The 14,820-nt window shown below is 64.5% G+C and carries 15 protein-coding genes and 2 tRNA genes; 12 read left to right on the top strand and 5 right to left on the bottom strand.

Annotation, left to right across the window (positions count from 1 at the left end):
• The first annotated feature begins 20 nt into the window (after positions 1-20).
• Positions 21-605: a response regulator transcription factor gene (locus ACQ4WO_RS01710; RefSeq protein WP_230539955.1), complete on the top strand. Its 585-nt coding sequence runs from the start codon at positions 21-23 to the stop codon at positions 603-605.
• Between the two features lie 113 nt (positions 606-718).
• Here the strand turns inward: ACQ4WO_RS01710 and ACQ4WO_RS01705 are convergent, their stop codons facing one another.
• Positions 719-1,546 (bottom strand): siderophore-interacting protein, encoded by an 828-nt coding sequence (locus ACQ4WO_RS01705; RefSeq protein ID WP_436479968.1) that lies wholly within the window; start codon positions 1,544-1,546, stop codon positions 719-721.
• 22 nt (positions 1,547-1,568) lie between these two features.
• Positions 1,569-2,126 carry a PadR family transcriptional regulator gene (locus tag ACQ4WO_RS01700; protein ID WP_436479967.1) on the bottom strand — a complete coding sequence of 186 codons (558 nt, stop codon included), beginning with the start codon at positions 2,124-2,126 and terminating at the stop codon, positions 1,569-1,571.
• Positions 2,127-2,370: 244 nt separating this feature from the next.
• Here ACQ4WO_RS01700 and ACQ4WO_RS01695 point away from each other — a divergent pair, with 244 nt between their 5' ends.
• Positions 2,371-2,721: a DUF3052 family protein gene (locus ACQ4WO_RS01695; RefSeq protein WP_436479966.1), complete on the top strand. Its 351-nt coding sequence runs from the start codon at positions 2,371-2,373 to the stop codon at positions 2,719-2,721.
• Between the two features lie 7 nt (positions 2,722-2,728).
• Here the strand turns inward: ACQ4WO_RS01695 and queG are convergent, their stop codons facing one another.
• Complete coding sequence (queG, locus tag ACQ4WO_RS01690) at positions 2,729-3,820, bottom strand: tRNA epoxyqueuosine(34) reductase QueG (RefSeq protein ID WP_436479965.1); 1,092 nt, start codon at positions 3,818-3,820, stop codon at positions 2,729-2,731.
• A gap of 78 nt (positions 3,821-3,898) precedes the next feature.
• Between queG and tsaE the strand changes: the two genes are divergently transcribed.
• Genes tsaE through ACQ4WO_RS01675 form a run of 3 tightly spaced genes read left to right on the top strand, consistent with a single transcriptional unit; the run spans position 3,899 to position 6,599 of the window.
• Positions 3,899-4,387, top strand: a complete 489-nt coding sequence (gene tsaE, locus ACQ4WO_RS01685; RefSeq protein WP_034780043.1) for a tRNA (adenosine(37)-N6)-threonylcarbamoyltransferase complex ATPase subunit type 1 TsaE — start codon at positions 3,899-3,901, stop codon at positions 4,385-4,387.
• Positions 4,351-5,748: an N-acetylmuramoyl-L-alanine amidase gene (locus tag ACQ4WO_RS01680; RefSeq protein WP_436479964.1), complete on the top strand. Its 1,398-nt coding sequence runs from the start codon at positions 4,351-4,353 to the stop codon at positions 5,746-5,748. The genes tsaE and ACQ4WO_RS01680 overlap by 37 nt, the downstream gene beginning before the upstream one ends.
• A 14-nt stretch (positions 5,749-5,762) precedes the next feature.
• Positions 5,763-6,599 carry a D-hexose-6-phosphate mutarotase gene (locus ACQ4WO_RS01675; protein WP_436479963.1) on the top strand — a complete coding sequence of 279 codons (837 nt, stop codon included), beginning with the start codon at positions 5,763-5,765 and terminating at the stop codon, positions 6,597-6,599.
• Here the strand turns inward: ACQ4WO_RS01675 and ACQ4WO_RS01670 are convergent.
• Both ACQ4WO_RS01670 and ACQ4WO_RS01665 read right to left on the bottom strand, forming a co-directional pair.
• Positions 6,596-7,627 carry a carbonic anhydrase gene (locus tag ACQ4WO_RS01670; protein WP_436479962.1) on the bottom strand — a complete coding sequence of 344 codons (1,032 nt, stop codon included), beginning with the start codon at positions 7,625-7,627 and terminating at the stop codon, positions 6,596-6,598. The two genes, ACQ4WO_RS01675 and ACQ4WO_RS01670, sit on opposite strands and share 4 nt — an antisense overlap.
• 157 nt (positions 7,628-7,784) lie before the next feature.
• Complete coding sequence (locus tag ACQ4WO_RS01665) at positions 7,785-8,435, bottom strand: VTT domain-containing protein (protein ID WP_436479961.1); 651 nt, start codon at positions 8,433-8,435, stop codon at positions 7,785-7,787.
• Between the two features lie 248 nt (positions 8,436-8,683).
• On the opposite strand from ACQ4WO_RS01665, the gene ACQ4WO_RS01660 reads away from it, so the two are divergent.
• From ACQ4WO_RS01660 to ACQ4WO_RS01630, 7 genes are all read left to right on the top strand, one after another.
• The gene (locus tag ACQ4WO_RS01660) at positions 8,684-9,622 is read left to right on the top strand and encodes a peptidylprolyl isomerase (protein WP_436479960.1); all 939 of its coding nucleotides are present in this window, start codon (positions 8,684-8,686) and stop codon (positions 9,620-9,622) included.
• 38 nt (positions 9,623-9,660) lie between these two features.
• Positions 9,661-11,574: a DNA mismatch repair endonuclease MutL gene (gene mutL, locus ACQ4WO_RS01655; RefSeq protein ID WP_436479959.1), complete on the top strand. Its 1,914-nt coding sequence runs from the start codon at positions 9,661-9,663 to the stop codon at positions 11,572-11,574.
• Between the two features lie 97 nt (positions 11,575-11,671).
• Positions 11,672-12,619, top strand: a complete 948-nt coding sequence (gene miaA / locus ACQ4WO_RS01650; RefSeq protein ID WP_436479958.1) for a tRNA (adenosine(37)-N6)-dimethylallyltransferase MiaA — start codon at positions 11,672-11,674, stop codon at positions 12,617-12,619.
• Between the two features lie 228 nt (positions 12,620-12,847).
• Positions 12,848-12,924 (top strand) — tRNA-Met (locus tag ACQ4WO_RS01645).
• Positions 12,925-12,983: 59 nt separating this feature from the next.
• Positions 12,984-13,060 (top strand) — tRNA-Met (locus tag ACQ4WO_RS01640).
• Positions 13,061-13,243: 183 nt separating this feature from the next.
• On the top strand, positions 13,244-13,771 hold the full coding sequence (locus ACQ4WO_RS01635; RefSeq protein ID WP_436479957.1) for a sigma-70 family RNA polymerase sigma factor: 528 nt from the start codon (positions 13,244-13,246) through the stop codon (positions 13,769-13,771).
• Positions 13,768-14,754, top strand: coding sequence for a FecR family protein (locus ACQ4WO_RS01630; protein WP_436479956.1), 987 nt, complete (start codon positions 13,768-13,770; stop codon positions 14,752-14,754). Before ACQ4WO_RS01635 ends, ACQ4WO_RS01630 begins: the two co-directional genes overlap by 4 nt.
• Positions 14,755-14,820 lie beyond the last annotated feature (66 nt).

The following is a 14,820-nucleotide window of genomic DNA, read 5'->3' as shown; positions in this document are numbered from 1 at the left end:
AACGACAAGCCGGAGACCCCATGCTACACATCATCGACGACGAAGAGGTCGTACGCGACTCCCTGTCCTGGCTGGCCGCCTCGCGCAGCATCGAGGCGCGCAGCTACGCCAGCGCCCAGCAATTTCTCGATAGCCTCGATGGCGGCTTCGACGCCGCCGGCGACTGCGTGCTGCTCGACGTGCGCATGCCCGACATGAACGGCATCGCCATGTTCGACCAGCTGGTCAAGCGCGACCTGACGGCGCGCCTGCCCGTGATTTTCCTCACCGGCCACGGCGACGTACCGATGGCCGTCGACAGCCTGAAACGGGGCGCTTTCGATTTCTTTGAAAAGCCGTTCAACGACAACGACCTGATGGACCGCGTGCAGCAAGGCCTGGCCAACTCGCGCCAGGCGGGCGAACTGGCCGCCGTGCACGCGCGCCTGGCCACCCTGTCGACGCGCGAACGCGAAGTGCTGGACCTGATTTTGGCGGGCAAGATGAACAAGGTGGTGGCCGACAAGCTGGGCATCAGCATGCGCACCGTGGAAGTCCACCGCGCGCATATCTTCGACAAGATGCAGGTCAAGACGGCGGTGGAGCTGGCGGGATTGTTGAAGTAATGACGCTGATGTTGGATTACGCGGCGCTGGCGCGCCGCTAATCCAACCTACATTCCAATGTAGGCCGGCGTAGGTCGGCTTAGCGCGCAGCGCGTAAGCCGACACCACCCCTATCACTCATCATGATGTTCATGATGCTCGGCCGCCCCATGCTTCCAGTAACTGGCCACGTGCAGATACTGCTTCGGGACCCCGGCGTCAATGAAGTGCCCGCGCAAGCCCTGCACCTGCGCATGCTCGCACGCCACCCACACGTAGCCGTCGCCTTCTGAAGGCAGCGTGACCTCACGCAGCGCTTCCAGCAGCAGCGGCCCCTTGCGGCCGTTGCGTGCGACCCAGCGCACGTCCAGCTGCGCCGCGCAATCGAGGGCGATCTGCTCGCCGTCTTCGACGATCTCGATCACGGCAATGGCCCGCGCCGTGGCCGGCAGCTGCTCCAGGCGGCGGGCGATGGCCGGCAAGGCCGTCTGGTCGCCCACCAGCACATACCAATCGAAGTCGAGCGGCACCAGCATCGAGCCGCGCGGGCCGCCCACGCCCAGGGTCTGGCCCGGCTGTGCTTGCGCCGCCCAGCTGGCCGCAGGGCCGTCGCCATGCAGCACGAAGTCGATTTCCAGCTCGCGCCGCGCGGCGTCGTAGCGGCGCGGCGTGTAATTGCGGGCGATGGGGCGCGCGCCTTCCGCGTACTGGATGGGATTCGGCCCATTGCCCAGCACGGGGAACACGGGCGTGGTCTCGCCGGGTGCGGGGAAGAACAGTTTCACGTGATCGTCGTGCGCCGGCGAGACAAAGCCATCGAGGTCGCCGCCCGCCAGGGTGATGCGGCGCATGTGCGGCGTGATCTGCTCGGTGCGCACGACGGTGAGCACGCGCAGTGTCAAGTCATGCCGCACGCGCTCGATGGCGTGCGGGCGTGGCGCTGTAGGTGATGCAGTAGTCATCGGGTATCCTTGTAAAGTGGGCTCAGTGGCCGTCGACGATGGCGTTCGCCGCCTGTTCCAGCACGGCGGAGACGCGCTCGGCTTCCGCCTCGCTCCAGTTGGTCTTGTTCAGCAGCAGCGCATGCTTGAGAGTATGCATGGCCTGATGCACGCGCTCGGGCAAGGCCTTGCGCGCCTGGACGCGGGCAAACATGTCGAGGCGGGCCAGGATGCCGTCGACCTGGGCGCGGTTCTCGTCCAGATACGCGCGGCCCAGATCCGTGATCGTGTAGAGCTTCTTGCCGCTGGCGCTTTCGGACGACGTCACGTGGTCCTGCTCTTCCAGCAGGGTCAAGGTGGGATAGACGGCGCCCGGGCTGGGGGCGTACGCGCCGCCGCAACGCTCTTCGATGGCCTTGATGATTTCATAGCCGTGGCGCGGGCTGATTTCGATCAGCGCCAGCACGATCAGCGGCAGGTCGCCGCGGCCGAAGACGCGCTCGGCCCGCTCGCCGCGTCCACCGCGCCCGCCAGGACCACCGCCCATACCGCCCATGCCATCACCGCGCTCGTCGAAGCCGCGCGGGCCGCGGCCATGCATGTAGTATTCGTGGCGATGTTCACCATGGTGGTGGTGATGCTGGCCGCAATGGCCGTGATGATGATGGCCGCCGTGGCCGTATTCTGCGTGGTGTGAGTTTCTCATGTTTTCTCTCTAAAGATATATCGTTAGTAGGTATCGCCATTTTATAACGATATATCGATAAGTCAAGGAGAAATTTGTTATGCTCGTCTTTTCCAATCGACTAGCCCCTGCCATGCCCGACAAAACCGCCCTTGACAAAATGTACGTAAAAAATGCCACGGCCCTGGCCATGCTCAATGACGACGGCGAACATGGGGCATTGCTGGCGCAGTTGCCGGCCGAGCGGGTGGTACGGGAAGGTGAAAATGCCGATTGGATCCTGCTGTTCGCGCGCAGCCGCGCGGAACTGGAACAGTTCCTGCCAGTGGCGCAGGCGCGCCTGGCGCCGGGCGGCGCCCTCTGGGTGGCGTACCGCAAGGGCGGCGTGAAGGCGGGCAGCGACATCCACCGCGACGATATTCGCTTGTATGCGCGGGAATCAGGGCTCGACAGCGTGGCGATGGTCGCCATCGATAGTCAGTGGTCGGCGCTGCGCCTGAAGCAGGTTTAAGGACGGTCTAGGCGATGCCGTGCAAGGCCAGCGCCCATTCGACATGTTCGCGCACGATGGCCGACGGGTGCTCGCGGCGCGACAGCAGGGCCGCGACGATATCGGCCTGGCCTTTGGCCTTGGCGGCCGCATTGCCCATGCCGACGGCCAGGTTGCGCAGCCAGCGTTCGTGGCCGATGCGGCGAATCGCGCTGCCTTCCATGCGGCGGTTGAATTCCTCTTCCGTCCAGGCAAACAGCTCCACCATGCCGGCGCTGCCCAGGCTGTGGCGCTCGTCGAAGTCGGGCACGACGGCGCGCTGGGCGAACTTGTTCCACGGGCAGACGGTCTGGCAATCGTCGCAGCCATACACCTTGTTGCCGATCAAGGGGCGCATTTCGACGGGAATGGCGCCCTTCAATTCGATCGTCAGGTAAGAGATGCAGCGGCGCGCATCGAGCTGGTACGGTCCCAGGATCGCTTGCGTCGGGCACACCGTGATGCATGCCGAGCACTGGCCGCAGCGCGGCGTTTCCGGCGGGTCGACGGGCAGCGGCACGTCGATCAGGATCTCGCCAAGGAAGAAGAAGGAGCCGCCCTGGCGGTTGATCAGCAAGGTGTGCTTGCCGCGCCAGCCCAATCCCCCTTTTTGCGCCAGCTCGACTTCCATCACGGGCGCCGAATCGCTGAAGACGCGGTAGCCGAAGTCGCCGATCTCGCCCTTGATGCGCTCGGCCAGCTGCTGCAGGCGCGAACGCATCACCTTATGGTAATCGCGGCCGCGCGCATACACGGAAATCACGGCCGCGGCAGGGTCGGCGTCGCGCGCCGCCTCGCGTTCGCGCCAGTCCGTCCCCAGCGCCGGCGGCAGATAATTCATGCGCGCACTGATGGCGCGCACCGTGCCAGGCACCAGTTCGGCCGGGCGCGCACGCTTCATGCCGTGGCTGGCCATGTAATCCATTTCGCCGTGATACCCTGCATCGAGCCAGGCTTGCAGCGGCGCTTCCATGTGCGACAGGTCGACGTCGGCGATGCGCACCTCGGCAAAACCCAGCTCGCGCCCCCATTCTTTGATGGTGCGCGCCAGGACGGCGAGATCGGTGACGGTGGCGGACATAGGGGACTTTACGGAAAACGGCAGGCGCGCGGGCGGTTACAATGACGGCAGCCTCCATTTTATGCGATACCGAAGATAATGACCGAACACTTCAAAGCCCACCTCCACGACGAAGCCGGCACCGCCGCGCTGGGCGCCGCGCTGGCGCGCGCGCTGGCGCCGGGCCTGGCGATCTACCTGCACGGCGACCTCGGTGCCGGCAAGACGGCCCTCACGCGCGCCCTGCTGCACGCGGCCGGCCATGCGGGCCACGTGAAAAGCCCCACCTATACCTTGTCCGAACCGTACACGGTGCAGCTCGACGGCCAGAGCGTCAACGTCATCCACTTCGACCTGTACCGCATGGGCAGCGCCGAGGAATTCCTCGATGCGGGCTTTCGCGAAGACTTCGACGGCCGCAATATCTGCATCGTCGAGTGGCCGGAGAAAGCCGAACCGGTGCTGCCGCCGGCCGACCTGAATATTTATTTGAACGTTGCGGGTACAGGACGTGATGTAGAATTGCAAGCGTCTTCTGAATTGGGTCTGTCATGCCTTCACCGTCTCAAATTCGCCCCGAACCTTTGATCTCCTCGCCCATCACCCGGCGCACGGTCCTCAAGGCCGGCGGCACCCTGCTGTTGTCCGTGTTCGCGCCCATGTCGGCGATGGCGGCGCAAATTCTCGCCGTGCGCGTCTGGCCGGCCGAGGACTACACGCGCGTCACCCTGGAAAACGACAGCATCCTCAAGGCGACCCACTTCATCGTCAAGGACCCGGAACGGCTGGTGGTCGACATCGAAGGCCTGGAACTCAATCCCACCCTGAAGGGCCTGGTGGCGAAGATCCAGTCGAACGACCCGTACATCAAGCAGGTGCGCGTGGGCCAGAACCGGCCCAACGTCGTGCGCCTGGTCTTCGACCTGAAAGAGGAAGTCACGCCGCAGCTGTTTACCCTGCCGCCGGCCGGCTCCTATAACCACCGCCTGATCTTCGACCTGTATCCCGTGCGCGAACCGGACCTGATCGCGCAGATGATCGAAAAAGGAGACTGGTCGAGCGACCCGGCCAAGCCACCGATGGCCGATACGCATACGCCGCCGCCCGCGCTGCCCCTGCCCGAGAGCGGCAAGCCGCCCGTGGCCACCGCAACGCCGGCAACGCCGATCGTGCCGCCCGTAGCCGACGTACGTCCGGAACAGCGCCCCGAAGCGCGCCCCCTGCCTGGCCAGAAAGTGGTGCGCATGATTACCATCGCCCTCGATCCCGGCCACGGCGGCGAAGACCCGGGCGCCATGGGCAGCCGGGGCAGCCGCGAAAAGGACGTGGTACTGGCCATCGCCAAGCGCCTCAAGACCAAGCTGGAACTGCAGCCTAACATGCGCGTCATGCTCACGCGCGACGCCGACTTCTTCGTCCCGCTGGGCATGCGCGTGGAAAAAGCGCGCAAGGTGCAGGCAGACCTGTTCGTCTCGATCCACGCCGACGCCTTCATCCAGCCGACGGCGCGCGGTTCGTCCGTGTTCGTGCTGTCCGAAAAGGGCGCCACCTCGACGGCCGCGCGCTGGCTGGCCAACAAGGAAAACCAGGCCGATCTGATCGGCGGCGTGAACGTGAAGAACCACGACAAGCAACTGGCCAGCGTGCTGCTCGACCTGTCGACGACGGCGCAGATCAATGACAGCATGAAGCTGGGCAAGGCCGTGCTGCGCGAAATCGGCGGCATCAACCGCCTGCACAAGGGCTCCGTCGAGCAGGCCGGCTTCGCCGTGCTCAAAGCGCCGGACATCCCTTCCATCCTGATCGAGACGGCTTTTATTTCGAATCCGGAAGAGGAAGCCAAGCTGACCGACAACGGCTACCAGGACCAGATGGCCGACGCCATCGTCACGGGCATCAAAAATTACTTTGCGAAGAATCCGCCGCTGGCGAAAAGCCGCCTGACCTGACATGAAAGCCTAGCATGAGCGAGAGTATCTTTGGCGAGCTGCCGGCCGTGACCATCCGTGCGGCCGATGGCGCGCAGGCGACCGTCACCCTGTACGGCGGCCACTTGGTCTCGTGGCAGACCAGCGATGGCCAGGAGCGCCTGTTCTGCAGCAGCGCATCGAGCCTCGACGGCAGCCGCGCCATCCGCGGTGGCGTACCCGTGATCTTCCCGCAGTTCGGCGCGCGCGGTACGGGCATGCGCCACGGCTTTGCGCGCGTGGCGACGTGGCAGCTGGAATTGAGCGGCGACAGCGATGGCGCCGCATGGGCGCAGTTTGTCCTGACCCAGGCCAACTTGCCACAAGCGATCGCCGCCAGTTGGGCCTGGGCTTTCACCTTGCGCCTGCGCGTGGCCGTCAAGGCGCAGGCGCTGGAACTGCACCTGTCCGTGCACAACACGGGCGAGCAGGCGTTTCCGTTTTCGGCCGCCCTGCATACGTATTTTTCGATTGATGATTTGAGCGAAGCGCGCATCAAAGGCTTGCAGCGCGTGCGCTATTCGGACGAGACGCCGCAGGATGCCCTGCAGGCGGAAGAGGTACTGCAATTTTCGGACAAGCTCGACCGCATCTACTACCAGCTGCCGGGCGCCTTGACCCTGCAATCTGGCCGTCACACCCTGCGCCTGGAGCAGCAGGGCTTTACGGACGCCGTCGTGTGGAACCCGGGCGCGCAAGACGCGGCCGCCCTGCCCGACCTGGCCGGCGACGAGCAGCCGCGCTTCATCTGCATCGAACCGGCCCTGATCCAGCCCGATACGCTGGCCGCCGGCGCCGAATGGACCGGGCGCCAGCGCCTTGAATTTATTTAATTCGATTCCTTGATGATGCGGCCATTCGTCGGCTGAATCGGGCGCGCATTCAGGGGATACAGGCGGCTGAACAGCGCCATCTGCGCCGGCGACGCCTGCACCGGCTGCTTCATCACCATCCACAGCACGCCTTCGCTGCAAGGCGGCTCCGTCATCGACCCCATATACGTGTAGTAGTCGCGCCGCGCCGGCAGCATCTCGGCCGGGTCGAGCAGGATGGTCGGCTGCATGGTTTCGAATTTTTCCAGCGGCAGGTTGTTCCACACGGTCTGGATGGTCGCTTGCGGCGCACCGCGTTCGAGCAGCAGCGCCAGCACGGCTTGCCGGCCTTCCGCGTCGCGGTGCACGAGGTGCACCACCATCTCGAAGGCCTTGCCATTGATACGCTCTTCGGACGGGCGGTGGAAATGGAATTGCTGCAGCTCGAACATGCGGTTCTGCACCGTGATGTAATTGCCGCCGCTCACACCCACCTGCACCGTGTGGCCATTGTCGACCACATTGAATGAGGACGGGTGGTAGTCAAAACTGATCTGTTCGAGCTCCACCTTCATGCCGTCGCGGATATCGATCGGCGACTGGCGGCTGCCATTGCCGCACTTGCCCCAGTCAACATTGATCTTGCTCCAGTTGGCCGGGCCGCTGTCGCCTTCGTACGACCAGTGCGTGCCGCGCGCCACGGGCGGCGGCGGTGGCGGCGCGGCCTTCACCACGGCGGCGCGCTTGGCGCGGGCGGCGGCGCGTGCAGCCTGGGTGGCGCGCATTTCCGCCAGGCGCGCGGCGATGCGTTCGGACAGGTCGACTTCGGCCGCTTCCTCCTTCTCGCGCGCCGTGGGCGCGACGACGACAGGCGCCTTGGCCTCCTTGCCCTTTACCGATTCGGTCAGGGTTTTCATGGCGGCCGCGCGCGCCGACGCCGACATGGGCGCGGATGCGGTGGCGCTCGCCGGGGCGGGGGCATCTTTGGCGCTTGCCATGGCCGTCATCACGGCAAGGCTGCAAGCTAACAGGGCGCTCAAATGTCGCATGGAAATCCAGAAAGTGAGAATACCTTCTGGTTTACGGCTGTAAAGCAACAAAACTTGAATCAGGGCAGGAGCAAAACAGAAGTACCGAAGAGAAAACGGGATCCAGGGCCAGCTGCGGACGGCGCCGCAGCATGCTTGCCCTGGATCTTTGCAGCAATTACGCCGACTTGCCGATCATGCGCTTGTAGAGTTTCCACATGCCGCCCAATACCACCGGCACGACGGCGGCGCCGACACCGATCAGCACGATCAAGGTCAGGTGGTCGCGGATCCACGGGATATTGCCGAAGAAGTAACCCGCCGTGACCAGACCGACCACCCACAACAGGGCGCCCGTGATGTTGTACATCTGGAAGCGCGCATGCGTCATGTCGGAAATGCCGGCCACGAACGGCGCGAAGGTACGCACCACCGGCACGAAACGGGCCAGGATGATGGTCTTGCCACCGTGCTTTTCAAAGAATTCATGCGTGCGACGCATGGCATCCTTGTTGATCCAGCGGTAATCGTGGGTAAACACCCTCTGCCCGATGGCCTCGCCTATCCAGTAATTGAGCGTATTGCCCGTGATGGCCGCCGTGACGAGCAGGAAGATCAGCAAGCCCAGGTGCATCTGTCCCGTCGCGCAAAACGCGCCGGCGATAAACAACAAGGTATCTCCAGGGAAGAAAAACAGCACCACAAGGCCTGTCTCGCAAAAAATAATGGCGAACAGCACCGCATACACGAGGGTGCCGTACTGCTCGATCAAGATACCCAACGTCTTGTCGACATGCACGATCATGTCGAGGAATTGCACAAAATCCATATATTTTTCCCTAAAGGTAGCGGCGGAATCATACACCACCCGGCCCGCGCAACGGCAGTCCCCGGGCCGATATTTCTGGATTAATTATGCGTCGCCCTTGCGCATGTGGCAATTTAAGTAAAGGTTAAGGAAACGCCATATCGGCAGGCAACTCTCAGGATTACGGTATGCAATGTTTTTACGACGAAATATTGCCATTCCGGTATACACTTTCTGCACGGCGCAACCCGCGCCGACCAGGAGAAAACATGTATCGACACCCACTGAGCGGCCTGACCATGGCCACCGTACTGGGCCTTGCACAGCTGGCCGCCCAGGCCGCGCCCGTCCAGATCAAGACGCCCGCCGAACTGCCCGCCAAGGCGACCTTGGCCGACGTGATCAAAGCCTCGAAGCCATCCGACTGGCGTCCACTGGACCCGGACAACACCCTGTACCTCGACATTCCCGCCGGCCGCGTGGTGATCGAACTGGCGCCCGACTTCGCGCCCAAGCACGTGGCCAACATCAAGGCCCTGGTGGCGGAACAGTATTACGACGGCCTGGCCATCACGCGCGCGCAGGACAACTGGGTGGCGCAGTGGGGCGATCCGAACGAGAAGAATCCCAAGCCGATCCAACATGCGCAGCGCACCCTGCCCGGCGAATTCACCGTGCCCCTGAAAACCATCAAGAGCTTCACGCGCCTGCCGGACATCGACGGCTATGCGCCGCAAGTGGGCCATTCGAACGGTTTCCCATCGGCGCGCGATCCGAAAACCGGCACGGCCTGGCTCACGCATTGCTATGCCACCGTGGGCGTGGGCCGCGACAGCGCCAGCGACAGCGGCGGCGGCACGGAGCTGTACGCCGTCATCGGCCAGTCGCCGCGCCACCTGGACCGCGACATCACCGTCGTCGGCAGGGTTGTCTCCGGCATGCCATTGCTGTCCACGCTGCCACGAGGCACGGGTCCCATGGGTTTTTATGACAGCCCCGAGAAAAACGTGCCGATCAAGGCCATCCGCCTGGCCGCCAGCGTGCCACCCGAGCAGCGCAGCAAGCTGGAAGTGATGCGCACCGACAGCGCCGCCTACCAGGCCGTACTGGAAGCCCAGCGCCACCGCGGCGGCCCGTGGAGCAAGGTCACGGCCGGCCACGTCGACGTGTGCAATGCGCCGATACCGGTGCGGGAGGTGGGTAAGTAGCGGGTGCCCGGCAATTCGCAACCCGTTATAATCAGGGCATGAACGCTCCCATTACGCCCCACCGCCCGATCCAGGCCCTGCCTGACCAGTTGATTTCGCAAATCGCCGCCGGCGAGGTGGTCGAGCGGCCATCGGCCGTCGTCAAGGAACTGCTGGAAAACGCGCTCGACTCGGGCGCCACGCAGATCACGGTGCGGCTGGAAGAAGGGGGCGTGAAACGCATCGCCATTACCGACAACGGCCGCGGCATCGACAAGGATCAGCTGCCGCTGGCCCTGGCGCGCCACGCCACGTCAAAAATCGCTTCCCTGCACGACCTGGAAAACGTGGGCACCCTGGGCTTTCGCGGCGAGGCGCTGGCCTCCATCGCCTCGGTGGCCGCCGTCACCGTGACGTCGCGCACGATGGATGCGGCCCATGCGTGGGAAATCGTCGGCTCGCACAATGGCAGCGTCTCGCCATCGTCGGGCGCGCACGGCACCACGGTCGACGTGCAAGACCTGTATTTCAACACGCCTGCGCGGCGCAAATTCCTCAAATCGGAGCAGACGGAATACGGCCACTGCGCCGAAGTCGTGCGCCGCATCGCGCTGGCGCGGCCGGACGTATCGTTCTCGCTGTCGCACAACGGCCGCACCATCGACCAGTGGAATATCAGCGAACTGGCCAAACGCAGCGCCCACATCCTCGGCAACGACTTCGCCGAAGCGCGCCTGGCGCTGGACGAATCGGCCGGCAGCCTGCGCATACACGGTTTTGCCGGCTTGCCGACGGCATCGAAGGCGCGCGCCGATGGCCAGTTCTTTTATGTGAACGGGCGCTTCGTGCGCGACAAGCTGCTGGTGCACGCCGTGCGCATGGCCTACCAGGACGTGCTGCACGGCGACCGTTTTCCATCGTACGTGCTGGCGCTCGACCTCGACCCGGCCCTGGTCGACGTCAACGTGCACCCGTCGAAGATCGAAGTGCGCTTCCGCGACAGCCGTTCCGTGCACCAGTTCGTCTTCCACGCCGTGCAGCGCGCGCTGGCGCAGACGTCGGCCACGGCCTTCGGCAGCGTACCGGCGCCGTTGCCGGCCGCTTCCACCCTGAGCGGCGATACCGCCAGCGCGGGTTTGGGTGGCCCCGGCATCTGGCGCCGCGAGCAGACGCAGACCTCGTTCGGCGCGCAATTCACGAATACCTTTGCGCCCGCCTCGCCCGGCGCGAACCTTCCCTTTTTTGCCGACGCGCCAGGCGTGGCCCAGGACACGGCGGCCTATGGCGCCCTGTTCGGCGGCGGCGCAGGTGCCGCCAACTCGCCGATCACGCAAGTGGAACCGTACATCGCCTCCCCCGAAGCGATGGCGCGCGAAGAGTATCCGCTGGGCTTTGCCCTGGCCCAGCTGCATGGCATCTACATCCTGGCGCAGAACACCAAGGGCCTGGTGCTGGTCGACATGCACGCGGCGCACGAGCGCATCCTGTACGAACAGCTGAAAAACGCGCTGCAGGCGCAAGTGTCGGGCCAGGACATGCAGGTGCAATCCTTGCTGATCCCCGTGACGTTCTATGCGGACGCCATCGAAGTGTCGACGGCGAATGAAAACCAGGACACATTAAAAGCACTGGGCTTCGATATCGCCGCCCTGTCGCCCACCACCCTGGCCGTGCGCAGCGTGCCGACCCTGCTCAAAAACGCGGATGCGCAAACCCTGGCGCGCGACGTGCTGCGCGACGTGCGCGAATACGGCGGCTCGCGCGTGCTGATCGAGCGCCAGAACGAATTGCTGGGCACCCTGGCCTGCCACACGGCCGTGCGCGCGAACCGGATCTTGTCGGTGCAGGAAATGAACGCCCTGCTGCGCCAAATGGAGAGCACGGAACGCGCCGACCAGTGCAACCATGGCCGGCCGACGTGGGTGCAGGTCGAGATCAATGCGCTCGACAAGTTATTCCTGCGCGGCCAGTAGGTCGGATTAGCGCAAGCGTAATCCGACGTGATGCCGCCGCCGCAGTGTCGGATTACGCTGCGCTAATCCGACCTACGCATCACCTTAAAGAATCAATATGCTAAACACTCCACACCTCCCCCTGGCCGTCGCCATCATGGGTCCCACGGCCAGCGGCAAGACGGCCAGTGCGCTGGCCATCGCGCAAGCGATTCCGTCCGAGATCATTTCCGTCGATTCCGCCCTCGTCTACCGGGACATGGATATCGGCACGGCCAAGCCGTCGAAGGAAGAACTGGCCCAGGTACCGCATCATCTGATCGACATCATCGACCCGCTGGACGCCTATTCCGTGGCGCAGTTCCGCAACGATACCCTGCGCCTGGTAAGCGACATTTCCGCGCGCGGCAAGCTGCCGCTGCTCGTCGGCGGCACCATGTTGTACTTCAAGGGCCTGGCCGATGGCCTCGACGACTTGCCCGGCGCCGATCCCGTGCTGCGCGCCCAGCTGGAAGAAGACGCGGCCGCCATCGGCTGGCCCGCCATGCATGCGCGCCTGGCGCAGCAGGACCCCGTCACGGCCGCACGCCTGGCGCCGCAGGACGCGCAGCGCATCGGCCGCGCGCTGGAAATCATCGCCCTGTCCGGCCAGCCCATGTCGGCCCTGCTGGACCGCCGCGAAAAGACCGTGCTGCCGTTTCAATTGCAATCGTTCGCGCTGGAACCGTCGGACCGCGCCGTGCTGCATGCGCGTATCGCCACGCGCTTCGACCTCATGCTGAAAAACGACGCCCTGCTCGATGAAGTGGAGCAGCTGCGCCGGCGCGGCGACCTGCACCCGGGCCTGCCATCGATGCGCTGCGTGGGCTACCGCCAGGCCTGGGACTACCTTGATGGCCGCATCGACCGCGCCGCCTTGCGCGAGACGGGCATCATCGCCACGCGCCAGCTGGCCAAACGCCAGCTGACCTGGTTACGCTCGATGCCGGAACGCATCGTCATCGATTGCCTGGGCGCTGATCCGGCCTCGTCCATGCTGGCACAAATTGTCCCTTTGCTGAAATAAGCATCGCCACACAACAACTGGCCAAGCGCTAGGCTCGACTTAGGCTACGCTCAATGCCGGAACGCATCGTCATCGACTGCCTGGGCCCTGATCCGGCCTCGTCCATGCTGGCACAAATCCAGCCATTGCTAAAGTAACCACCACCGATGCGCACGCAGAAAAAACCGCACATTTTTTTGCGTCGGCATTGACAAGGAAATGGGAAGACTGGATAATGCTCGGCTGTTGGGTGATATAGCTCAGTTGGTTAGAGCACAGCATTCATAATGCTGGGGTCGGTGGTTCAAGTCCACCTATCACCACCAAAGAACATCGATCGGGTTTCCCCCGGTCAAAACGAGCATCCGGTCTGACCGGTCTGTTTGGTGATATAGCTCAGTTGGTTAGAGCACAGCATTCATAATGCTGGGGTCGGTGGTTCAAGTCCACCTATCACCACCAAGAATTTGCAGTACTGATGAACCCGCCCCTGCCCCGTGCAGCGGCGGGTTTTTTCATTTCCGGCAGCACCGCGTATGCGGCCTGCGCGCAACACCTGCCCCATCCGCATGCAATCGGGGATTGTGACAAGTCGCCTCTGCCGCTTACAATGAGAATAATTCTCATTTATAATATTCATCTCCCATGTCCGCCATCCAGCCCAGCCTGCAACAGCAAGTGCAGTCGCTCTACAGCGAGCATCACGGCTGGCTGGTCGGCTGGCTGCGCAAGAAACTCAGCTGTCCGCATGGCGCGGCCGACGTGGCGCAAGATACGTTCGTGCGCATCATCGCCTCGCGCGACGCGCTGTTCGGCATGCGCGAACCGCGTGCCTATCTGTCGACGACGGCGAAGCGCTTGCTGCTCGACCGCGCGCGCCGGCAAGTACTCGAGCGCAGCTATCTGGCGGAACTGGCCCTGCTGGCCGACAGCCTGCCCGGCGCGCCCTCGCCGGACGAGATCCTGATGGCCGTACAGGCGCTCGGGCAGATCGCCACGGCGCTGGACGGATTATCCACCAAGGCGCGCGACGCCTTTTTGCTGCATTACCTGGAAGAGCAGCCGCAGGCCGCCGTCGCCGCGCAATTGAACGTCTCCACGCGCATGGTGCAAAAATACCTGGTGCAAGCCTTGCTGGCCTGCCGCCACGCCTGCCCGGCCATGGCGGCATGAGCGGCGCGCGCAACGATATCGCCGCCGAGCAGGCCGCCCGCTGGATCGTGCAACTGAGCGCCGACGACCCGGCCGAGCGCGACATGGCGCGGGCCGGCTTCGCCGCATGGAAGGCGGCCGATCCGCTGCACGCGACAGTGGCCGCCGGCATGGAAAACCTGCTGCGTCAATTGAATGCCGTGCGCGAGCCGGCCGGCGGCGACCATCGCCCCGCGCGCGCGGCCCTGGCCGCCATCGCGCCCAAGCGCCAGCGTCTGCGCCAACTGGCCGCGGCCAGCGCCGTGGCCGTGCTGGTGCTGACCGGTGCGCTGGTCCTTGGCGAGCGCCCCGCCTACCTGCTGGCCGACCTGCGCAGCCCCACGGGGCAATGGCAGACGCACACCCTGACCGATGGCAGCCGCCTGACCCTGGCCGGCGGCAGCGCCGTCAACGTGCGCTTCAATGCGGGCGAACGGCATGTGGAACTGGTGCAGGGCGACATTCTCGTCGACGTGGCCAAGGATGCGCAGCGCCCCTTCATCGTCGACAGCAAGCAGGCGGCGATCCGTGCGCTGGGCACGCGCTTTGCCGTGCGCAGGGAAGACGGCGCCACCATCCTGAGCATGCTCGAATCGACAGTATCGGCGCAGGTGCCGCAGCATCGGGCCGTCGTGGTGCAGGCAGGCCAGCGCACGCGCATCACGGACGATGGCGTCGGACCACTGACAAGCATCGATGCGGCCAGCGTGCTGCAAGCGTGGCGCGCGCACCAGCTGGTGGTCGACGACTTGCCGCTGGCCGATGTGCTCGACGAGCTGGCCCGCCACCGTCCCGGCCAGCTGCATTACGACCGCGCGCAGATCGCCGGCATCCGCGTGGCGGCCGTGCTGCCGCTGGACGACACGGACAAGGCGCTGCAGCTGCTGATCGACAATTTCCCCCAGCTGCGTATCCGCATGCTGACGCGCTACCTGGTGATGGTGGACGCCCCCGCCAAAAAGTAAATATTTTTTGCATTCGCGGTTCCACTTTGCGCATCTCGTGCGTCAAGGCAGTTGAGATCAATCAAA

The sequence above is a fragment of the Janthinobacterium aestuarii genome, assembly GCF_051380835.1.
Taxonomy (GTDB): Bacteria; Pseudomonadota; Gammaproteobacteria; order Burkholderiales; family Burkholderiaceae_D; genus Janthinobacterium; species Janthinobacterium aestuarii.
This window is presented reverse-complemented; position numbering and strand designations above follow the sequence as displayed.